General features: G+C 69.3%; 14 protein-coding genes. 8 read left to right on the forward strand and 6 right to left on the reverse strand.

Translation table 11 applies throughout. From position 1 onward, the window contains the following. Nucleotides 1-338 precede the first annotated feature (338 nt). Both POL72_RS15310 and POL72_RS15315 read left to right on the forward strand, forming a co-directional pair. A complete protein-coding gene (locus POL72_RS15310) occupies nucleotides 339-923 on the forward strand; it encodes a TetR/AcrR family transcriptional regulator (protein ID WP_272096056.1) in 585 nt (194 codons plus the stop codon). A gap of 111 nt (nucleotides 924-1,034) precedes the next feature. Then, nucleotides 1,035-1,787, forward strand: coding sequence for an SDR family NAD(P)-dependent oxidoreductase (locus POL72_RS15315; RefSeq protein WP_272096057.1), 753 nt, complete (start codon nucleotides 1,035-1,037; stop codon nucleotides 1,785-1,787). 63 nt (nucleotides 1,788-1,850) lie between these two features. Here POL72_RS15315 and POL72_RS15320 read toward each other — a convergent pair whose 3' ends face one another. Both POL72_RS15320 and POL72_RS15325 read right to left on the reverse strand, forming a co-directional pair. After that, complete coding sequence (locus POL72_RS15320) at nucleotides 1,851-2,729, reverse strand: hypothetical protein (protein WP_272096058.1); 879 nt, start codon at nucleotides 2,727-2,729, stop codon at nucleotides 1,851-1,853. After that, entirely contained in the window at nucleotides 2,726-2,890 is a 165-nt protein-coding gene (locus tag POL72_RS15325; RefSeq protein ID WP_272096059.1) for a hypothetical protein, read from the reverse strand. Before POL72_RS15325 ends, POL72_RS15320 begins: the two co-directional genes overlap by 4 nt. Nucleotides 2,891-2,919: 29 nt before the next feature. Between POL72_RS15325 and POL72_RS15330 the strand changes: the two genes are divergently transcribed. Together POL72_RS15330 and POL72_RS15335 are read left to right on the forward strand one after the other, a co-directional pair. Continuing rightward, nucleotides 2,920-4,209 carry an outer membrane protein assembly factor BamB family protein gene (locus POL72_RS15330; RefSeq protein ID WP_272096060.1) on the forward strand — a complete coding sequence of 430 codons (1,290 nt, stop codon included), beginning with the start codon at nucleotides 2,920-2,922 and terminating at the stop codon, nucleotides 4,207-4,209. Nucleotides 4,210-4,434: 225 nt separating this feature from the next. After that, a complete protein-coding gene (locus tag POL72_RS15335; RefSeq protein WP_272096062.1) occupies nucleotides 4,435-5,559 on the forward strand; it encodes a pectate lyase family protein in 1,125 nt (374 codons plus the stop codon). A 270-nt stretch (nucleotides 5,560-5,829) separates the two neighbouring features. Here POL72_RS15335 and POL72_RS15340 read toward each other — a convergent pair whose 3' ends face one another. Then, complete coding sequence (locus POL72_RS15340) at nucleotides 5,830-6,732, reverse strand: LysR family transcriptional regulator (RefSeq protein WP_272096063.1); 903 nt, start codon at nucleotides 6,730-6,732, stop codon at nucleotides 5,830-5,832. A 125-nt stretch (nucleotides 6,733-6,857) separates the two neighbouring features. Between POL72_RS15340 and POL72_RS15345 the strand changes: the two genes are divergently transcribed. Together POL72_RS15345 and POL72_RS15350 are read left to right on the forward strand one after the other, a co-directional pair. Then, nucleotides 6,858-7,535 carry a type 1 glutamine amidotransferase domain-containing protein gene (locus POL72_RS15345; RefSeq protein ID WP_272096064.1) on the forward strand — a complete coding sequence of 226 codons (678 nt, stop codon included), beginning with the start codon at nucleotides 6,858-6,860 and terminating at the stop codon, nucleotides 7,533-7,535. 380 nt (nucleotides 7,536-7,915) lie between these two features. Then, a complete protein-coding gene (locus POL72_RS15350) occupies nucleotides 7,916-9,085 on the forward strand; it encodes a protein-glutamine glutaminase family protein (protein ID WP_272096065.1) in 1,170 nt (389 codons plus the stop codon). Nucleotides 9,086-9,244: 159 nt separating this feature from the next. Here POL72_RS15350 and POL72_RS15355 read toward each other — a convergent pair whose 3' ends face one another. The 3 genes from POL72_RS15355 to POL72_RS15365 form a co-directional block, all read right to left on the reverse strand. Further along, complete coding sequence (locus tag POL72_RS15355) at nucleotides 9,245-9,613, reverse strand: hypothetical protein (protein WP_272096067.1); 369 nt, start codon at nucleotides 9,611-9,613, stop codon at nucleotides 9,245-9,247. Between the two features lie 525 nt (nucleotides 9,614-10,138). Next, a complete protein-coding gene (locus POL72_RS15360) occupies nucleotides 10,139-10,498 on the reverse strand; it encodes a hypothetical protein (RefSeq protein ID WP_272096068.1) in 360 nt (119 codons plus the stop codon). Nucleotides 10,499-10,568: 70 nt separating this feature from the next. Further along, a complete protein-coding gene (locus POL72_RS15365) occupies nucleotides 10,569-13,139 on the reverse strand; it encodes a sensor domain-containing diguanylate cyclase (RefSeq protein ID WP_272096069.1) in 2,571 nt (856 codons plus the stop codon). A gap of 557 nt (nucleotides 13,140-13,696) precedes the next feature. Between POL72_RS15365 and POL72_RS15370 the strand changes: the two genes are divergently transcribed. Both POL72_RS15370 and POL72_RS15375 read left to right on the forward strand, forming a co-directional pair. Then, nucleotides 13,697-15,310, forward strand: coding sequence for a sigma 54-interacting transcriptional regulator (locus POL72_RS15370; RefSeq protein WP_272096070.1), 1,614 nt, complete (start codon nucleotides 13,697-13,699; stop codon nucleotides 15,308-15,310). Between the two features lie 345 nt (nucleotides 15,311-15,655). Next, the gene (locus POL72_RS15375) at nucleotides 15,656-22,108 is read left to right on the forward strand and encodes an RHS repeat-associated core domain-containing protein (RefSeq protein WP_272096071.1); all 6,453 of its coding nucleotides are present in this window, start codon (nucleotides 15,656-15,658) and stop codon (nucleotides 22,106-22,108) included.

Consider the following 22,108-nt stretch of genomic DNA (forward strand, 5'->3'; position numbering starts at 1 on the left):
CCCACACCCCGCGAACGGCAGCACCCGCACGCGACCCAAGGTGGGAACCGATGGCGTTCGGGTTCGACGCGGCGTAGCTGGGCACGCCGCCCGAGCCCGTCATGGCGAGCGCTGGCCGCGGTCGTCGAGGCAGAGCTGCGCCCGGAGCGCCGGCCCTGCGACGATGCTGGCGGCATGCTGAGGCTCCTGCCCAGCACGGGTCTCGACCGGGGCCCAGGGACGGCGTCCTTCAGCACACGGCGCTCCCGGCGCCCCGCCGGACAGAGCAGCAGGAAAGCAGGCGCGGCGCCCTGCTCTTTTTTCTGGACTTGGCAGTCCATAATGTTCATGCTCTCTCCGTGGCCCGTCCCAAGGAGTTCGATCGCGACGAGGTGCTCCGGCGCGCCATCCCGGTCTTCTGGGAGAAGGGCTTTGCCGGCACCTCGACCGAGGATCTCGTCCGTGCCATGGGGATCGGCCGACAGAGCCTCTACGACACGTTCGGCGACAAGCGACGGCTGTTCCTGGAGGCGCTCCGCGCCTACAACGCCGACAGCATCGCCTCGGTGATCAAGGCGCTCCGGGCCGGACCGACCGCGCTCGCGGCGCTCGAGCGTGTCCTCGTCGACCTCGCCGAGGAGCACGGCGCGGCGCGCTCGCTCGGCTGCATGGGCGTGAACGCCGTCTGCGAGCTCGCCCGCGACGACGACGAGGTGCGCGCGCTCACCGCGACAAGCGCCGCGCTGCTCGAGACCGTGCTGAAGGACGTCATCGACGACGGCAAGGCGCAGGGCGACATCGGCAGCGCGCTCGACAGCCTCGAGGCCGCTCGCTTCCTCGCAGCCACGCTCAGCGGGATGAAGGTGCAGGCCAAGGCGGGCGCCTCGACCGAAGCCCTCCGCGACGTCGCGGCCTTCGCGGTCCAGAGCCTGCGCCCGCGCTGATCGCGCGGCGGCCGCTCCGGACCGCGCCCTCGTCGCGCGCTATTTTTGACTGATCGTTCAAGTATACCAACGCACAAACGCACAACAGCCAACGACACAAAGGAGCTCAACATGAACAAGGACATCGGGCCGCTCGCAGGGAAGAAGGCGATCGTCATCGGCGGATCGCGCGGCATCGGCGCGGCCCTCGTGAAGCGCTTCGCGCGTGAGGGCGCGGCGGTCGCCTTCACCTACGTCAGCAGTCCGGACCGGGCGCGAGAGCTCGTCGCGGCCGTCGAATCCGAGGGCGGGCGCGCCATCGCCCTTCAGGCCGACAGCGCCGACGCGAGCGCGCTCGAGGGCGCGATCGCCGAGGCCGCGAGGGCGCTCGGCGGGCTCGACGTCCTCGTGAACAACGCCGGCATCCTGATCTTCGGCAATGCGGACGAATACAGCCTCGAGGACTTCGACAGGATGTTCGCCGTCAACGTGCGCGGCGTGTTCGTCGCCGCCAAGGCCGCGGCGAATCACCTCTCGCGCGGCGGGAAGATCTTCGTCATCGGCAGCAACACGGCCGAGCGCGCGATGCTCGCCGGCCTGACCGTGTACGGGACGACGAAGGCTGCTGTCGCACGGCTGGTGCGCGGGCTGGCGCTGGATTTCGCCCCGCGCGGCATCTCGGTCGTCAACATCCAGCCTGGTCCGACGACGACCGACATGATGCCGCTCGACGGCCCGCACGTCGACTGGGTGCGCAACCAGAGCCCCGAGAAGCGCATCGCCGACCCCGACGAGATCGCGCGGTTCGTCGCTTACCTGGCCCGGCCCGAGTCGACCTACATCAACGGCGTGAGCCTGACGATCGACGGCGGCTTCATGGCGTGAGCTGCCAACGCCGCCACCGCCGGGAGGTTCCCCTCATCTGCTGAGCTGCCCTGGCCCCGGACGCTACGCCTCGTCCTCCACCAGCGTGACGGCGAGCAGGGCGCCCCCGGGAGCGATCGCCCGCAGCGCCGCAGGGACGGCGGCGAACGCGAGGCGCTCGACCTGCTCGGCAGCCACCGAGGGTCGCACCAGGATCGTGCCCGGCGCGCGCTCCGGGGCCGGCGCATCGCCGTCGAGCGCGGCGAGCGACATCCACACGAGCCCGTCGTGGTCGCCCCTCACCGCGTGGGCTGTCGGGCCGACGCAGCACTGGGCCGCGGGCAGCACCAGGCGCGCGATGTCGACGTCGACCTCGGCGGCCCCGTACGCAGGATCGACGCAGGAGGCCGCCTCGACAGCGTCCGGCACGAGCTCGCTCCAGTCGATCTGCGGCGTCCACGAGGGTTGCGCGATGAGGCGCGCCAGCTCGAGCTCGAAATCGATGATGGCGTCGGAGGCGGCGAGCTCGCGCAGCCCCTCCACGCGCTCCGCTGCGCGCGAGAGCGAGTTGTAAACGACGGTCGATCCCTCGACGAGGCCGGCGCCCGTCGCGCGGGCGCGCAGCGCCGCCGTCACCTCGTCGCGCGAGAGCCGGAGGACCGCTGCGAGCGTCGCGAGCCGTGACGCCTCGATGGGCGAGCGCATGCCGGCGAGCGCGCGGTCAAACGCCGGCCGCCGCCGCGCGAGGAACCCGAGCAGGTCGTCGAGGGCGAACGCGCGGGGTACCTGGCCTTCGATCTCGGCCGGCGTGACCACGTGCCGCTCACGGAATGTCGCCTGCAGCACGGCGTGGAGCTCCTGGACGACCTCGAGCTCTGCAGGAAACACCCACGCTCCAAGAGGAAAGGGCGCGTGCCCCTCGCAGCCGCGGACGGAGAAGCGCTCGGCGGAACGGACCGTCATGCCGGCATGCCTATCACGGGTGAGCGCAGGACCTGACCGTCGAGCAGCGGCGCCGCGTCGTCGTCGTCGACGAGCACCGTACCGAGACCCGCGTGCAGGAGCCACCTCGCTTGCTCGGCGAGCCGAAGCCACGCTACGACCGGCGCAGGAACACATCGCATGCGGGGGGATCGCCGGAACGTGGACACAAATGCCCGAAATCATTGATTCGAACAGGGCTATTCCGGCCACGGCCCGCCGTCGAACCCCGCGCTCGCGCTTGCTCGGGCTCGGTGCCGCCGCCTGCGCCCGCGCGCTGCTCGTCCCTGTGTGCGCTGCCCTCGCGGCCCTGTCCGTGGCCTGCGGCGGCGGCCAGACGCAGGGCGAGGCGTTCGACCCGCGCTGGAAGGACGACGGCGGCGCGGGCATCGCGGCCTTCCAGCAGCGGTTCGCGGGCAGGCGCATCCCCCTCGGCGCCGACGTGGCGGTCGGCGTCGCCGCGGGCGCGGGGGCGCTCGAGCTCGTCGGGGTGCCGCTCGACGGCGGCCCGGCGTGGACCTTCGTGCACCCGCTCGACGCGCGCCCGGCCGTCGCGGGGAGCGTCGTCGTCGGGCTCGGTCGGGGCGAGCTGTTCGCCCTCGACGCGCGCACCGGGGAGCTGCTCTGGACGCGGCGCGCCGGCGGCAAGCTCCGCGGCGCGGGCGACGACGGCGAGACCACCGTGGTCTCGCTCGTGTCGACCACCGGCGCCACGAGCGTCGTGCTCGCGGTGAGCCGCGAGGGCCTCGTGCTGCGCCAGATCGAGGACTCCGCCGCCATCGGCGTGCCCGCGGTCGTGGGGCGCTACGCGTTCCTGCCCTGGCAAGGGCGCTACGTCACGGTGTTCGACCTGCAGACCGGCGGCGAGGTGGCGCGGGCGCTGCTCCGCACCGAGGTGAGCCGCGCCTTCCTGCTCGGCGGAGCGGTCTTCTTCGGCGGCGAGGCGGCGACGCGGTTCGACGCCTCGATCGGGCTCGGCGCGGCCGGGCGCGCGTCGACCGCGCGGCTGCCGGCGCGCGAGCTGCCCGGGGCGCCGGTCTGGATGACCGCCGGGACCGAGGTGCTCGCGCCGACCGCCTCGGCCGGGGACATGGCGCGGCTCTACGCCCGCCCCCGGCCGGCCGGTCCGCCGGGCATCGAGGCGGAGCGCTTCGTGGCGACGTACTACCGGGCCGCGGTCGGCCTCGACGCGCGCTCCGGCGCGCTCGCCTGGGCCCACGCCGGCGAGGCCGACTTCCTCGGCGGCGCCGCCTACGCCGGCGGCTTCGCGCTGTGCGACGCACACGGCGGGATCTCGTTCCTCGACGCGCAGGGCGGGACCGTGGCGGGGCGCGCGTCGCTCGGCCGGCCGGTCCAGGCGTGCGTGGTGCAGGCCGACGGGCTCAGCGCGGCGGCGGTCGGCGCGAGGCCCGTGGAGGCTGCGTGGCCTGGCCGGGTGTTGCCGGAGGGGAATGGACTTTGATGAGGGGTTTCCGGTCGCTCGGGCAACCGAAGGTCCATCATGATCCTTTCTTCTCGCTTTGCTCGCCGCGCACTTCGGATCTCTCGAACCATCCCGGTCGCTTTGGGCATCCTGGTCGCTTGTTCCGACGGCGAGGGCGTGGACGATGGCCACCAGGTGGGCTCAGGCGGCGGCGCCGCTACGGGCGGAGAGCGGGCTGCGGGCGGTGCGACCAGCTCTGGCGGCGTGAGCAGCTCGCAGGGCGCCACGACGGGAGGCTCCGCTGCCGGCGGCGCCGGGAGCGGCGGTGATTCGACGGGCGGAACGGCCAGCAGCGGTGAGCCCTCCACGGGCGGCACGTCGAGCGGCGGCGGCGGAGCGACCGGCGGCGCTGACGGCAGCGGCGGAGCGACCGGCGGCGCGGGTACGGGGGGCTCTTCGGGCAGCGCCGGCGGCGTCGTGGGGGAGCCGATCGGCTTCGCCACGCTGAACGGCGGAACGACCGGCGGCCAGGCCGGCGCGACGGTCACGGTCGACAGCTACGCCGAGCTGAAGAGCTACGCGGAGGCCAGCCAACCCTACGTCATCCTCGTCCAGGGCCACATCACGAACGGATCGGGCGGCGGTCAGATCCGCGTCAAGTCCAACAAGTCGATCGTCGGCATCGGCAAGGATGCCTTCCTCGACGGCGTGGGCATCGACGTCTCGAGCCAGAACAACGTCATCCTGCAGAACCTGCGCGCGACCCTGGTGGGGACGAGCACGCCCGCGAACGTGAACGGGGGCGACGTGATCTCGATCTCGGGGACCAGCAAGAACATCTGGATCGACCACTGCGAGGTGTACTCCGAGGATCCGAGCGTCCAGACCGACAAGGACAAGTACGACGGTCTGATCGACATCAAGGGCCAGACGGGCTTCATCACCATCTCGTGGACGTACCTGCACGATCACCACAAGGGCGGCCTGGTGGGCGCCGCGGACGACGATCTCCACGACGATCGCAAGGTGACGATGCACCACAACCATTACAAGAACGTGTTGCTCCGCGTTCCGATGTACCGCGGCGCCGTGGGGCACTTCTTCAACAACTACGTCGTCGGCGCGAAGGACGCGACGGAGATCCGCGCCATCACGTGCGTGCGCGTCGAGCGGAACTACTACGAAGCCCTCCACTACTCGATCTACACGCCGTCCGATTCACCCGGGAAGACGGAGCGCATCTCGAACGTCGAGGTGAGCCGCACGTCGCGCGCCTATCCCGCCGATTGCACGGCGGACATCCCGTACGCGTACTCCTCTGCGCTGACGAGCGAAACGAACGACGTGAAGACGCTCGTGCCCGCGTCGGCAGGAGTGGGAAAGCTCTGAGCGGCAAACCACGTCGCCCAGCGCGGAGAACGGAGCCGTGGCCCGGCTCCGCCTGGAGGATCTGAAGTTTGCTGACACCTACCCGGCGTTTGCTTTTTCTACCCCGAGGCGCGCGCCTGGGCCGAGCGGCGCATGCTATCAGCACCCGGAGCCGGCGATCGGCAGGCGATCGTGCACGACGTTCACCGTCCCGCTGACGGACGTGCCAGCCGGCGCTGCCGCCCGTCTCCTGCTGGACACCACGCCCCCCGGGCCATCGCACGACGTGACTTACCACTCGTTCTCGCGTGCCGTTTGCAGCAAGAAATCCCGCAGGAGCCGCGCGCTCGGACCGATTCGCTTCGTGTGGACCAGGAAGATATCCAGCGGGGCGGTCTCGACCTCCGGAAGCACGCGGACCAGATCGCCGGACGCGAGCGGGGCGGCCGCGTCGTAGGCGGGTAGACGCGCGATGCCCTCTCCGGCGAGGACGAACGCAAGCCTCGAGGTTGCGCTGTCCGTCACGATGTCCCCCTGGACCGGGATCTCGACGTCCTTCCCGTTCGACCGCACGACGACGCTCCGCTGGCTCGGTGGATATATCACCCAGCGGTGTTGCTCGAGATCCGCGACGGATTTCAGCGACCGATGCCGGCGCAGGTAGGTCGGCGACGCGCACAGCATCGTGGCCTCGTGGACCAGCTTGCGCGCGTGCAGCAAGGAGTCCTTGAGGGGGCCCGCGCGCACGGCCAGCTCGATCCCCTGCTGCACGAGATCCATGTTCGCGTCGGACATGGCCACGTAGAGGCGCACAGCCGGGTAGCGCCGCCGGAACACGAGCAGCGCAGGGAGGATTCGCTTGCCGCCGAAGTGATGGGAGCACGTCAATCGGACTTCTCCACGCGGCTCGGCGCGCAGCAGCTCCATTCCGCGGATCCCGTCGTGCGCCTCGACGACGAGGCGCTCACAGTGCACACGGAACGCTTCGCCAGCCGGGGTGAGGCTGAAGTTGCGCGTATTTCGCTGTGCGAGGGGCACGCCGAGGTTCGCCTCGAGCGCGCGAATGTGGTGGCTCACGACGGCACGGGTGAGCCCCAGCTCGCGCGCGGCGGCCGCAAAGCTCCCGCAGCGTACGACGGTCGCGAAGATCGCCATCGCGCGCAGCTCGTCCAGGATCGACGCCACCTCGGGCATCCGCGGATTGTCCTATCCGGTGAGCCAATCCGTCAAGCGCGGTGAATCTGCCCCGCCCGCGAGAGCGCACGTAGAGTGCTCCTCATCCGAACGATTCGGATCCCTCGAACCGAAAGGACCGCGCCATGAGTGTTCAGTATGTCCTCTTCATCATGACGAACGCAGCCAAGATCGGCCCGCACGACCGCGCCACGGGGTTCTTCTTTCCGGAGGTCGCTCACCCCTACGAGGTGTTCGACGGCGCCGGGATCGCGGTGGAGTACGCGTCGCCCCTGGGCGGCACGACGCCGGACGACGGATACGACGCAAAGGATCCCGCGCAGCGCGCCTTCCGGGAGAGCCAAGCGATCCGCCGCATGAACCGGAGCCGCAAGCTCTCCGAGGTCGACGTCCTCGACTACGACGCGATCTTCTTCCCCGGCGGCCTCGGGCCGATGGTGGACATCGCGAAGGACCCGGACGTGAAGCGCGCCGTCCTCCGCGCCTGGAACGGCGGCAAGATCGTGGCCGCCGTTTGCCACGGCCCCGCCGCGTTCCTCGGCGTCTCCCTCGACGACGGCACTCCGCTCGTTCGAGGTCGCCGGCTCACCTCCTTCTCGAATGCGGAGGAGGAGGGATACGCCAAGGCCGACGTTCCGTTCATGCTCGAGACCGCGCTCCGTGCGGAGGGAGCCGAGTACGACTCGACGGCTCCCTGGCAGCCGAAGGTCATCGTCGACGGACGGCTCATAACCGGCCAAAACCCGGCGTCGGGCGGCCCTCTCGCCAAGGAGATCGTCGCCGCTCTGCGGAAGGTCGCGTGATGAACTCGCTCGATCCGGTCGTGAGCGCATTCTACCCATGCTGACGGACCGGCGCGTCGAACTACTTCGGTCGCGCGACCCGGCTTGACGAGCCTCGACCCGCACAGGGAAGTCCTCGCGTCGCGGTGCGTGGTTGCGCACAGCAGGAAAACGGCGCAGTCCGATGCGTTTTGCGCGAAGGACGACCGAGGTTGCCGGAATCCACCCGTTAACGTCGAGCGGCGGTGTAGGAGCCAGCCGAGCCTCGAGAATCGCCGATGTCCGCCTTGCGGGTACCGCGAGCGGCGCTATGGTGCGCCGCACCCCGCGGTCCCCGACATGCTCCGAGCGTGACGGCTCCTCTCGGGGTGCTTCATATCTTACGCAGGGAGCTCAGATTCATGCGACAGTCCTATTTTACTCTTGCAAGTGTGTTGTGCGTCGCGGGGGCGGCCCTGGCCGCCTCGGCCTGTGGAGGCGACGAGGGCGCTTATTCCGATCCGGCTCCTGACATCGAGCGCTCCGACACGGGAGCGCTGCAGGAGGACGCCGCCGACTCCTCTCCGTCCGGCGCGGGCTCGCCGGGTGACGAAGGATCCCCCGGGGGCAGCGCGAGCGGGACCTGCCAGCTGCCCGACGGTCCGCGCTCGTTCGATGAGCTCAAGGGCCCGCCCGGGAGCCTGGCAGCCGATTGCGTTCCCACGTGGACCGAGGAGCAGCTGAGCTCCGGGTTCGCCGCGATCCGCGACAGCCGGCTGCTCACCATGCCGGAGCAACCCGAGTTTCTGCGGCGGATTCCCTGGCTCGCGGCCGACAACGGCTGCGAGGAGCGGGCCGAGGCAGCGGTCTACTTCTTCCACCAATGGGACTATCCGACGCCCTACTTTGCCAGGGTCAAGGCAAAGCCGCGCAAGCGGCTGGTCTTCCAGACAGCCAACGAGCCGTCCGGAAGCGTGACGTGGTCCGGCCACGTCGCGCCCGTGGTCCGGGTCGGTGGGCAGCTCATGATCCTGGACGTCGCCATCGATCCGTCGCGGCCCCTCCCGATCGCGGAGTGGCTCTCTCAATTCAGCGTCGCCGATGACATCGACGTCGCGTTGTGCCGCGACCACGCTTTGGGGGAGGGGTGCTTCGACGCTGTGCCCGTGGAGCCGCCGCCGCCCAACCTGAACCCGTATGGCAGCATGTACACGCGGCTCCTGACCGAATGGCGAGTCCAGGAGATCCTCGGGCGCGACCCGTACCGGGTCCTCGGCGACTGTCCGCCGTGGGGCCCCTGCGCCGAGCCGGAGCCCACGCCCGATCCGGGCCTCCCACCGACCGTCCGGCGCTTTGCGTCGGACCAGTTCGACAGCGCCGTCTGGTATCCGATCTACGTCATCGGGGACAACTTCGTCGAAGGCTGGACGACCGTGCGCATCAGCGGAAACGGCATCGACGAGCTCGCGCCCATCGACGCCTGCAACATCCGCAGGATCCTGATCACCCAGGAGTATCCGCCCGGCGACTATCAGGTGACGGTGTCGAACGGAGAGCTCGCGAGTCAGCCGATGGCCCTTCATATTCAGTGACCCGGATGGCCAGGCGCGGCTGCGGACACACGAAGCTCTCGGTCGAGGTCACCGACAAGGAGGGCTTCAGGATGACGCGCGACGTGTTCGCCTTTGTCGACGGAACCTGCGACTGACGTCAGCGCTCGCGATGACCGGGCACCGGCGCGACCCTCGAGCCTATTCGGGCTTGATATTCCCGGCGAGCTCGAAGATCGGCGCGTACATGGCGTACATCGCCGCGGCGAGCGCGATCACCCCAACGAAAAACGCGAGCAGCACCATGGCGCGGCGGAGAGCGAGCGTGCTGGCAGCAGGCAGCGCCAGCGCGACCACGGCGAGCGAGGCCACCAGAAGGCCCAACGCCGGAGAGGCCCACGGGCTCAGCGCCACGCGTGTCACCACGGGGAGCGCGCCGCCGAACTCGGCGAACATCCCGGCGAACGACGGCGCGATCGTGAACGGGAACATGAGCAGCGCGAGCGACTGCAGGCCAATGGCGACGACAGCGACCCAATCGAGGGCCGTGAACGAACGGGAGGCGTTCATCGAGGACGATCGTAGCATGCGTCCTTGCGCAGAGGCGCCATCGCTGATCGCTAGACGGGTGTGCAAGGTCGAGGCGCAAGCGGATCCAGGGGGCGATAGAGCCGTTGCAGGGGGGCACGCGGACAGCTCACCGCCTGGAGGATGCTGGATGGATGCGCGCGGGCAATCCCACGCTCGGCCTGTACAAGTACGATCCCCGCGGGGAGCTGCTCTGGAGGAAGTTGCTCGGCGCCGACGCGGTGGTTGCCATGGCGACCGATCACGCCGGCAACATCGCCTGCGCCACCACCAACCTCGCCATCGGAGACGATGATTCCACCGATCTGCTCGACGGTGAGGGGCGGCCGGTCTGGAGCCGGACATTGAACCACGACAGCGGCTCGATCAACGTCCTGGCCTTCACCGCGTCCGGCGTGCTTCTGGTCACGGGCAGGCTCAGCAGCGCGATCGACCTCTGGGGCAGGATCGTGAACCCTACCGGTGAGTCGATGGTCTCCTCGCTACGCTCGCGCTCGCGCTCGCTCCTTAGCGGGGCTTCGTGTCCTTGTCCTCCGGGTCGACCGCGATGCGGAACCCCGGGTCCTCCGGGGTGGGCCCGGCGGGCCGCGTCTCGGGCCCCTCCGCCTCTTCCCCGCGGCCCTCGGCTCGCTCGTCCCGCGGGGGCGCCTGCGCCGGCCCCTTGCTCAGCTCGGCGCCGATCCGGCCGACCACGTTCGTCGCGGCCCGGACGAGCTCGCGCCCGGCGTCGTCGATCGCCTTGCCGACGTTCGTGCCATCGAGGTCCTTGCGCAGGTCCACGGCCGTCTTGCGCGCCGCGCGCCAGAGCAGGCTCAGCCCCTGCTTGAGATCCTCCCTGGGGTCATCGCGATCGGGGTCCGAGCTCATCGCGCCTCCTTGGCTTCGCCGAAGAGGCTTATGTTCCCGCCGCGCCTGCGCCGCAAGCGGCGCGCGGGTCTCAGGCGGCCGTCTTCGGCTTGCTCGTGGGATCGACGTCCGGCGGGCGCCTCGGCTTGCTCCGAGGCTCGGCCTCGCCGGGCGCCTTCCCCGGCGCCTGCGCGGCCGCCGCGGCGCGCCTTCCGGCGGACGGCGCGCCGTCCTGTCCCGGGGTCGCCGGGGCGCCGCCCGCGCCGCCCGTTGCAGCCGGCCTGCGCTGCGGCGCGGGCGCCCCTGCCGCGGGCTTCGCCGCCACAGCCCTGGCCGCCGCGGCCGTCGCCGCGGGCCGCGTCGCGGGCGCCGCCGCGTGCCTCGCCGTGGCGGCCGCCTCTGCCGCGTGCCTCGCCGTGGCCGTGGCGCCCGCGTCCGCCGCCTGCTTCGCCGCGCCGGCCGCCTCCGCCGCGTGCTTCGCCGGAGCGCCCGCCTCGGCGGCGGGCGGATGCGCGCTGTTCGACCGCACCGCCGGCGACCACGCCGTGGAGCGGTTCCGGCCCGACCGCTTCGATACATAGAGCGACTCGTCCGCGGCCTTGAAGAGCTCCTCCCACGTGCTGCCCGCCTCGGGGTAGGTGGCGATCCCGATCGAGCAGGTCACCTGGCACTGCACCGGCCCGTTGCTCCCGGCCGCGTGGAACGTCGTCCGGCCGAGCTCCTCGCGCACGCGCTCCGCGAGCAGCATCGCGCCGCGCGCGTCCGTCTCCTCGCAGATCACGACGAACTCCTCCCCGCCGAAGCGCGCGACCGCGTCGGTCGTCCGCTTCGCGCGCCGGAGGACGTCGCCGAGCCCCTTGATGATCACGTCGCCCACGTCGTGGCCGTACGTGTCGTTCACCTTCTTGAAGTGGTCGATGTCCGTGACGAGCACCGAGAGCCGCCGCGAGAACCGCCGCGCCGCGGTGATCTTCTGGTCCGCCACCTCGAGCATCGCGCGCTTGTTGAGCAGCCCGGTGAGCCCGTCCATCGTCGCGAGCTCCTCGAGGCGTCGCACCATGCGCGCGTTCGAGAGCGACACGGCCATGTGGCTGGCGAGGACCTCCAGCGTGCTGCGCACCGAGTCGGTGAAGGCCGCGCGCCGCCGCGAGCCGAGGACCAGCGTGCCGAGCGGCCGGTCGTGCACGACGAGCGGGAGCACGATGATCGACGGCATCGACGGCGGCGTGACGCGGCGGGTGAAGACGACCTGCCGCTTCTCGTCGTACTCGCCGCGGTACGGCAGCGGGTGCCGGTTCTGCAGCACCATCGAGACGAGCCCCGCGTTGTGGCGGAAGCGCTGCCCGGTGAGCTCGGCGACGCCGTCGCCGCTGACGGCGCGGATCTCGTGGACCTTCTGCGCCTCGTCGTAGAGCGTGACGGCCGCGAAATCGACGGACGTGATCTCGCGGGCGCTCGTGACGCCGGCCTCGATGACGCCGGCCTCGGTCGTGGCGGCGCCGAGCCCCTCGGCGGCGCGGTAGAGCTTGCCCTGCTCCACCTTGGCGCGCTCGAGCTGGACGAAGACGCGCTCGTTCTGGATGGCCCGCACGGCGTAGCGGCAGGCCTCGTCGATGAGCTCGAGCTCGCGCGGCGAGAACGGCCGGTCCTCGACGCGATCGACGACGAGCACGCCGCGGAGCTGGCCGTGCTCGAACACCGGCAGCGCGCACACGGCGCGCACAGGGGAGGGGCCGACGTAGTAGGGGAGCTTGTAGCCGGGCTTGAGGCCCCCGAGGACGACCGGCGCGCGCTGGGTGATCGCCGCGCCGAAGACGCCGTCGCCGGAGAGGAACGGGCCCTCGGAGAGGTTCGGGGCGTCGCTCGCGAGCTCGCTGATGCGCAGGTGGGTGCCGGCGTCGTTCTGCCAGAGGAGCACGGCGGTGTAGAGCTCCAGCGACTCGCGCAGGAGGCGAAGGGCGAAGAGCACCGACTGGTGGATCTCCTCGACGCCGGAGCGGGCGAGCCGCTCGTCATCGCCTTTCTGGGCCACGCCGCGCGCCTGGGCCGGGGCCGAGAGCAGGCGGTAGCTGCGCGCGTCGTCGCGGAGCCGCTCGATCTCGGCCTGGAGGCGGGTGTGCGAGGCCTTCCTGACGCGGCCGAGCTCTGCGCGGAGGATGGTGGCGTTCAGCAGCGAGAAGACGGCCATGAAGCCGATGTGCGGCGCGGCCGCGCGCGTGACGTCGAGGACGCTCGGCGCGCCGCGCGAGGCCGCGGCCGAGCGCACGGCGATCTCGAGGGCGGCGGCGGCGATCGCGACGAGCAGCGACGCCCCCGGGCGGGCGAACGCGCTCACGAGGGCGATGACGACGTAGAGGGCGGCGTGGGCGTCGCCGTCGAGCGAGCCGTCGAGGCGGAGGACCGCGGCGAACGTGGCGACGAGGAGCAGGGCGCCGACCTCGAGGTCGAGCAGGGCGCTCGCCTCGATGGCGGCGGCGCGCCGCCGCGCCCGCTGGACGAGCGCCACGAGCAGCACGAGCAGCGCGGTCGCGGCCGCGAGCGGCGGGAGCGGCGCGGCCGCGTCGAGGACCACGAGCCCCGCGAGGGCCAGCGCGCAGGCGAGCGGCGCCGCGTTGCGCGCGATACGGCGGGCGGTGAGCACGGCGAGCACCAGGTTGGCCATCGGCTCGGATGCCGGTACCAGAGGTCGATCGCCGGGGCCCAGTTCTCTGCCTGCGGAGGCGGCTGCGCGATGGGGGGGAAAGAGGCGAGAGAGGGGGTGAGGGTGTGACCTGGAGTCGTCGATGGATGAGAGGTCGAGGGGCCCTGGCTGGGGTATGCGGAGGCGGGGCGACGATCCTTGTCGACACGTGCGCGGCTCGACGATCGCCGGGGTGGGCACCGTGAACGACCTCGCAGGGGCGACTGAGCTGCCCCACGGGACCGCGGACGGTTGGAACGAGCGGAGCGCGAGATCGACTGGGGCTGGTTGGCCTTGGGGAGGCACGGCGCAGGAGTGTGGCAATTGTGTGGCAGCTAACTAGTTGCTGGACGAACACCGGGAGAGCAGCGATAGAGTAACGGATCGTGTCTCAGCGTCAGTGCAGCACCGAGATCAGGGGCAGTGACAGCTTCGAGGCTGTCGCTCAGGCGTCCGCGCTTACGACAAGGATGACCGAGGGAGCGCGAGGCGAGCCGCCGAACTCGGCAGAATGCTCCTTGCGGGACTCATGGCACCACGTGGAGACGCTGAATGGCGTCGACACGGGGCCGGAGCGTCGCGCATCCGGGGTGGCCCATGGCCTGCGCTTCACGTTGCTCTACCATCCGGACCTGCGCCGGATCGGCGCGCGGGCAACCACGGTGGCCGTCCCTGGGTACGCGGTACCCCTCTCCCGCCTCGAGCCCGAGTTCGCGCAGCCGCGCAGCCACGAGTGCGCGCCGCTCTGCGACCCTCATGTGAGCCGGAAACCTCACCATGTGACGTGGGGCGCAGACGAGTCGGTGACCATCACGCCCGCGGGGCGGGGACAGCTGTCTGTCGATGGACAGCCCATCGACGAGACCCACCGGTTTCCTCCGGACGTCCTGCGCGCAGGGCTGCTGTTGCAGCTCTCCAGGAAAATCGTGATCCTCGTCCATGCGGTGACCACCGCGCCCCCAGCGCCGAGATACGGGCTCGTCGGCGACAGCGACGCCCTCGAGGTGGTCCTCCGATCGATCGCGCGTGTCGCCGATCTGCAAGTCCCCGTCCTTCTTCGGGGGGAGACCGGCGCTGGCAAGGAGCGCGTCGCGCAGGCCATCCATCAGGCGAGCCCGCGGGCAGGTCGCCCATGGCTCGCGGTGAACATGGCCGCGCTGGCCCCGACCACCGCGGCCGCGGAGCTGTTCGGGTACGCGAAAGGGGCCTTCACGGGCGCTCACCAGCGCCACGCCGGCCTGTTCGAGCGCGCGCACGGTGGGACGCTCTTCCTCGATGAGATCGGCGACATGTCGATGGATGTCCAGGCGATGCTGCTCCGGGCGCTCGAGACCGGCACGATCCTGCCGCTCGGCGACACCGAGCAGCGCGCGGTGGATGTCAGGGTCATCGCGGCGACCGACGTCGACCTGGAGCAAGCCATCGCGCAAGGCAGGTTTCGCGCGCCGCTGCTCCATCGGCTACAGGGCTATACCATCACCATTCCTCCGCTCCGCCAGAGCCGCGAGGACATTCCCCGTCTCCTGCTCCATTTTCTGCGCGAGGAGCTCGCGCGCGTCGGAGACCTGCGCCGGCTGGAGCCGCCCGCGGACGGCGCGCTGCCGTGGTTTCCTCGATCCTTCATGGTGCGGCTGCTCCAGCACAGCTGGCCCGGCAATGTGCGCGAGCTCCGGAACGTGGCGCGGCAGCTGGTGATCTCCAGCCGCGGCGCCGACGCCATCGTCATCGATGAGAGCCTGGAACGGACGCTGGAGCAGGCGCGTCAGACACCGCGGCCCCCGTCGGATGCACCGCGCCTCGCCGAGAGGCGAGATGCGGACGCCTCCACGGCCAATCCAGCGGACCACCCCATGGACCGGGAGGTCGACGAGGACGCCTTGCTCAGGGCGCTTCGGCAGAGCCGCTGGTCGATCGGACCCGCAGCGGCCACGCTCGGCGTCTCGCGCACCGCCCTCTACCGTCTCATCGAGCGAAGCCCTCGCGTTCGAAAGGCGGCGGACATCCCGGAGGACGAGCTGATGCGCTGCCACCACGCGTGCGGCGGAGATCTCGACGCCATGTCTGCGCGTCTCGAGGTGTCGAAGCGGGGGCTGACGCTGCGCCTGCGGGAGCTCGGTCGCTCCGGACGGCTGCGCGAAGCGCCGCCGGACTGACCGCGGGGAGCCGGACGGTCCGCAGACCGACCGGCTCATGGGCGGTCGAGCGACTCAAGCGTCCAGAAACCGTCCTCCAGCGTTCACGGACGGTTCATGGACGCTCCACGGACGGTTGAGCGGACCGCGCCGGAGGCAATGACGGGCTGAATGGCCAAGGTCGGCGCCGACTCGTCCCGCGGCACCGGAGCTGCTTTACGGCGGCCGACGAGGGCGCGCTGGGCCGCCGCTCGACGGGCGCCGCGCGGTGCTCGCCGAGGGCAAAGATCGCAGATCTCGAACGCCCGAGGCTGCGAGCCCGACGCCGCCGTGCGCCTTCGTCGCGACCATCTCAAGGAGCGATCCATGTACAAGGTTCGATATTTAGCGTGGGGGCTCGCCTGGCTGCTCGCCGGGTGCGGAACCCACCAGGACGGGGCGGCGCGCGGGGACGCCCGGGAGCCACTGTCCAACGTCCAACAGGCGCTTGATGCAGATCCTGACGACCTCACGCCGCCGGAGAGTGAGATCGATCCTACCGATGACCCGCTCGACGCTCTCAACCCTCCGCCCCCGGATCCGCCGGCGCCGCCGGAGGCGCTCGTGATGCCCGACGACCCGATCGTGCCGACGAGCGACCGAGTCGGCGCAATTCCGGCGACCTGGGCCGTAGAGCAAGGACGCGCAAGAGTTCGAATACCCATTGAAGTTCCGAAAGGTCGTGCAGGAATGCAGCCTGACCTTGCGCTCTCCTACGAAAGCGGCGATGGGAACGGGCCAGAAGGCGTGGGGTGGAGCGTGACGGGGTTGTCCTCCATCAAGCGGTGCGCGAGGACAATAGCGACCGACGGAAGGCCGCGCGGAGTCAGTTTTGACGACAAGGACGCGTATTGTCTGGACGGACAGAGATTGCTCTCTGTTCCGAACCCCGCCCTGCCGAACGCGATCGAGATGCGGACAGAGCGGGACTCCATGGCCCGCGTCCTCCTGTATGGCGGTCTGGCAGACCCAACTCGCTTCGAGGTGTGGGGCAAGGATGGGCGAATTTCTACCTACGAGCGCCTCGCAGCCAAGCGTATCAAGCCGACCACGGTGACGTCCGGTTACGTGGAGGAGAGCGAGATCGGCGTCGCGTGGGTCCTGGCGCGGGTGGAGGACCGCGCCGGCAACGCGATCACGATCTCGTACGACAAGCGGCAGAATAGCTCCGCGCCGTTCGATTTTGCCTATGCGCCACGAAATATCGAGTACACGTCACGACAGGGAGAGGCTCCGCGCAGGAAGGTCCGCTTCGTGTACGAGTCGAACCCGGACGATCAGTTTCGATATATCAGCGGCGTGCGCCTGAGCCAGCCCTGGCGGTTGCAGCGGCTGGAGATGTACGCGCTGGGCTGGCGTTCGCCCGACACAACCCTGGCGTGGGAGTACCGGCTATCGTATGAGGAGAGCCCGACGACGGGACGCTCGCGGCTCCACCGGGTTGAGCGGTGCGGAGCCGAGGGGTCTTGCCTGCGCGCCAAGGTGATGGAGTACGATGATCGGCCCCTCGCGTTCGAGGCGAAGCCCGTCGCCGCGCACGACGCGCCGAAGCCGCACTGGCTGGACGCCGAGCCGAAGCCGCTCGTGATCGACGCGGATGGAGACGGGCGCGATGACCTCATCTACCGTATCGCTGGCCACAACAGAGACTTCGGTACCCCGAGCTACGACGATCCCACGGAAGACTCGCTTTGGCTGCGCCTGGGTACCGCCGATGGCCTCGGCGCGCCCATTCGCCTGCTAGCCGGCATTGGTGTTGACGATACGCTCATATTCTCCGTGGAAGCTTCCATCAAGGTGGATGTGAATGCCAGCGGGAAAATGGCATTCACAGCGAAGGGGTGGGGGTCGGCACTCGATTCGAGCTATCCGCTTCTCCGATTCAATCCGTCTACCAAGCGACTGGACTCCGCGGGTCTGACGTTCCCAGGCAAGACTGTTTCCGGACCGGCCGGGGACTTTTTCATGCCGTTGTCCGCAGTCGCGGCAGACATCGACGGCGATGGTCGCGCAGATATCGTTCATCACGCTCAGGATGATTCAGGGGAGTGGAAAATCCACTGGAACCGAGCTCCTTCATTTAACTCACTACCTCAGACCATCCAAGGACCCGTTCGGGTATGCCCCCTCTCGGCGCGGGTTCTGGACAAGACCGGCGACGGGCGTGGGGACGTTCTGTTCGGCTGCGCATCAAAGCAGCTCCTGACGGCCGCCGACGCTGGAGCCATCGTCGTCGAGGACGCCGACGACCTCTACGGCGACGGGGACGACCTCGTCGTCGACATGAACGCGGATGGGCTCGACGATCTGGTTTATCCGATATTCGAAGATGACGCGACTGGTGTACGCTGGAATACTGGTAGAGGGTTTGGGCCCGTCGAAACGGTTCCGAACGGACCGATTCCTGATACCCTGCAGAACACCGACGAGGGCTTGCGGACGGCCGAGCTTAACGGTGACGGCCGCACTGATTTCGTCGTCTTCCGCAACTACCCGACCAGAGAGATCGAGGTGTCGCTGTCGACGAGCAGGGGCGGCTACCGACCGATCATGAAGTTGCCGTTCGACTCGGGTATGCTCTTCATCAACGGAGATATGCCCTGGGGCGCGTCGCGCGTCGGCGACTTCAACGGGGATGGGCAGACGGACCTGGTCCACGTCAACTCCACGACGTCTGACTGGGAGGTGCTGCTGAACCGCGGTGTTGACACCGATCGCGTGGTCGCCGTGAGAGACGAGTCCGCGGAGCAGCCACAGGTCCGCTTCTTCTACGCGCGTGTGCGGCCCGACTCTCCCGACACATGCACCTATCCGCAAGTATGCCAGAAGCGCGGGGTGCCGGTCGTGCAGCAGCTCTGGGAGAACCAGGGAAGTCAAGTCGCCGCGTTCCGCCGGACGATCTACGGCTACCGTGATCTGCGGTACGACTGGTCCTCTCGGAAATCGCTGGGGTTCGGTGAGATTCGTATGTGGGAGCCCGAGCGCCCTCGAGAGACGCGGATCACCTACGACCACACGACCCGGATCGACTCCCGCTATGCTCTCGCCGGGTTGCCGTCCAAGACGGTGGTGATCACCCCCGTCCTCGGGCCATCGGTGGTAGGTGTACCTCCGGAGACGAGCGCGCCCACCACGCGCATCGTCGAGACCGTGAAGCAATATGCGGTCAGGCTGCTGCATTCCGGCCTCACGTACTTCGCCTACCCGTACGCATGGACCGAGAACGAGTGGGAGCAGGCGGCGACCATCGACCGGGAAGACTTCGCGTGGACCCATGTGAGCTACGCAGCATCGAGCATGCCCAGCACGCGGCGCCAGCAGGTGGGGTCGCAGGCCCTCGATGAGTTCGCGAACGTCACCGAGGTGGCCACCTTCACGACGGGTGGGCAGCGTCATATCGTTTCGACGACGTACGACAACCTGACGGAGGACTGGCTCATCGGACTCCCGCGGCAGCGGCTCGAGACGGAGTACAAGACCGGGAGCACGCCCCCGGCGCCCCGCAAGGTCGAGTGGACGTACGACGATCGCGGCCTGGTGCGCGTCGTGGATATCGAGAAAGGGGACGCGAATGCGTCGATTCCGATCTCGATCACGTACAGCCGTAACCCGGACGGCCTCCCGTGGATGATCGTGCGCTCGCCGGTCAGCGGTGAGGACCGGCGGCAGTACATCGACTGGGGCGACGCGTCGCTCGGCGACGAGCGCGTCTTCCCCAAGCAGAGCTGGACGGACGTGAATGGTATCGATCATTCGCGGTGGACCGTTTACCATCCGGCGACCGGAGATCTGGTCACTGAGATGGACAGCGACGGCGTCACCGTGACGCGTCAGTACGACGAGTTCCACCGCTTGCGCGCCGAGACCCCGGAGGGCGGCACTCCCACCAACGTGACCTATGAAGCGCTTCGCGAGGGCTCGCTGGTGAAGGGGACGAGAGCGACGGTCGCGCGCGGCGGCGCCGTGGCGGCGGGTCGGGAAATCCTCTCCCTGGATGAGCTCTCACGCCCGATCGAGATGGCCCACGAGCGCTTCGACGGAGCGCTCGCGAGCAGCCGCCAGAGCTATGACGTGCTGGGGCGCCTCGTTCGGACGACTCGGCCGGCCACGTCCGAAGAGACGGTGCAGGTCACTCGTTATAGCTACGACTCGCTCGACAGGCTCCTCGAGGAGCGGCGCCCGGACGGGAGCCGCGATCACTACGAGCATTCGCTCCTCGAGACCACCTCCTTCGACGCCGAGGGGCGCGAGCACCGCACCAAGATCGATTGGGACGGGCGCCTGGTGTCCAGCACCCGGGTCGCGACGGAGGGGACCCAGACGCTGCGCTACTTCTACGAGCCGTTCGGCCTGCTCGGCAAGGTGATCAACGAGTCCAGCGGGAATCTGGTGCTCCTGGAGCAACGTTATGATCAGCGCGGCCGGCGCAGGTGGTACAAGGAGCCCGTGTCGGCGGCGACGACCGTCACGTACAACGCGTTCGGTGAGGTAGTCGCGCTCGCCGATTCGCTGTCCACGCGCACGTTCGACCGCGACGCGCTGGGACGTGTCGAGACGAGCGTGGACGCAGATGGCGAGACCGAGCTCGTCTGGGATACGGCGGCGCACGGCGTCGGCCGGCTGGCCAGCTCTACCAGCCCGGACGGGGTTCAGAAGAGCTTCGCCTACGACGAGCACGGGCGGCCTGAGGCGACGACGTGGACAATCGACGGCCACGCGTACGTCATTCGGCAGACGCACGACGCGCTGGGGCGGGTGGATCTGCTAGAGTACCCGTCCGTGGAGGGAGCGACCGGGTTTCAGGTGAAGCACCGCTACAACGCCCATGGCTACCTTCACGAGGTCGTCCGTCGGCTTGTGGCCGGGAATGGAACGATCAGCAGCGCGGTCTTTCTTCCGATCTGGCGCATGAACAGCCGCAACAGCGACGATCAGCCTCTCTCTGTTCAGCTGGGCGCGACGGTCGAGACGACGTACAGCTACGAGCCGCTCACAGGGCGGCTGGATCGGGTTCAGACTCCTGGGGCGTACGATCTCGACTACGACTACTATCTGGATGGCCGCGTGAAGCGACGTTACGACAGGCAGTCGAATCGGGACGAGACGTTCGGGTATGACGCGCGCGAGCAGCTCAGGTGGTGGGAGCTGCAGACCGGCACGACGTCGACGAGGACGGATTACTCGTACGACGCCCTGGGAAACGTCAAGGAGGTGTCCGTCGGCGGCGCGCTTCGGGAGGAATACGTCTTCGGGCCGCCTTACAGGCCGAGCGAGGTCCGGATCGGCGGCGCGGTGGCGGACACGCTCTCGTACGACGTTCGCGGCCGCCTGTCCAGCCGAGGTGGGCCACGCGCCCCGATGGGCGTGACGTTCACGGAGTTTGACCTGCCCCGGGTGGTAGCGCACCCGGGCGGGACGACCTCGTTCCGGTACGACGCCGACGGCAACCGTGTGATGAAGGAGGGCCCTTCGGGAACGGTATTGACGCTCGGTCGGCTGTACGAGCGGCGGACGGCGGGAGCGCAGACAACCCACGTCTTCCATGTCTTCGCGGACGGCGAGGAGGTGGCGCAGCACCTCGTTCACCCGGACGGAAGTTCACAGGACCGCTTCGTGCAGAAGGACGCGCTCGGAAGCGTGGGCGTGGTGCTGCGGCCGGATGGCAGCGTGCTCTCCCGGAACTTCCATGAGCCCTTCGGTGGGCGCGTCGACGAGAATGGGGGGCCGATCGCCGGTCTGCCCCTCGGGATCAGCGACGCGCGGACCGGGTTCACGGGGCACGAGCATGATGACGAGCTCGGCTGGATCGACATGCAGGGGCGTGTCTACGATCCGAGCCTTCGTCGGTTCCTCACGTCCGATCCCGTCATCCCATCGCCGCTGACGGTGCAAGGGTACAATCCCTATGCCTACGTCTTGAATGATCCCCTCAACCTGAGGGATCCGACGGGCTTCCAGCCGTGCGACGGGACGAACTGCACGCCCGAGACGATCGCGCCGCCGCCGGGCGTCACCATCGATGGCGACGGCACTGGCACGAAGGAGGTGGATGTCTTCGAGGACGGTGAGGAGCTCCTTCCCGAAGACGATGGCGCCATCGAGGGCTCCGGCGGCGACGGTGGAGCGGGTCCCGGCGGCGAAGGCGGGGAGGGCGGCCCCTCGTCGGAGTGGGACAGAGGGGAATCTGGGTTCAGCATCGGTCCGATGACGGCGGCGGACATGCGCGAGCTCACGCACGTCTGCCTCGATACTTGTGGCTTCGCGCCGCCGCCGGTCGGCCCGGTGTGCGACGTCGCCAATGCCTGCATCTATGCCGGGGAGGGCGACGCGGTCAACGCGACGATGAGCCTCTGGGCCGCCGCGCCTGGAGTTGGCGATGCCAGCAAGCTTTATTCCAGCGTGAAGCGTGCGGGACAGGTTGGGAAGGCTGGCAGGATGGCGGGGGCAACTCAGGCCGCAAGGGGGGGATCGCGAGCAGCAGCCGCAGCGAACCTGCGTAGGATGGGGCTAGAGGGCGTGAACCTTGCCGGGGAGACGTACAACTCGGGTCGCAAGGCGCTGGAGGGAGCGGGATTCGTACTGGAGCGCACAACGGATACCGGGCGGCGCGTGTTTAAGAATTCCCAAACTGGTGCCGAAGTCTTCTATGACTCGGGTCGAGCTCTGGCTCCCGGACAAAAGCCTCACTGGCATATTCGAGACGTCGGAGGGAATCGCTACGACAGATCAGGTCGAATCGTGGACAGCGACGAAGTTGCCGGGCATATTCCAGGAGGCTGA

Origin of the sequence: Sorangium aterium, from assembly GCF_028368935.1 — a bacterium.
GTDB classification, from domain to species: Bacteria; Myxococcota_A; Polyangia; order Polyangiales; family Polyangiaceae; genus Sorangium; species Sorangium atrum.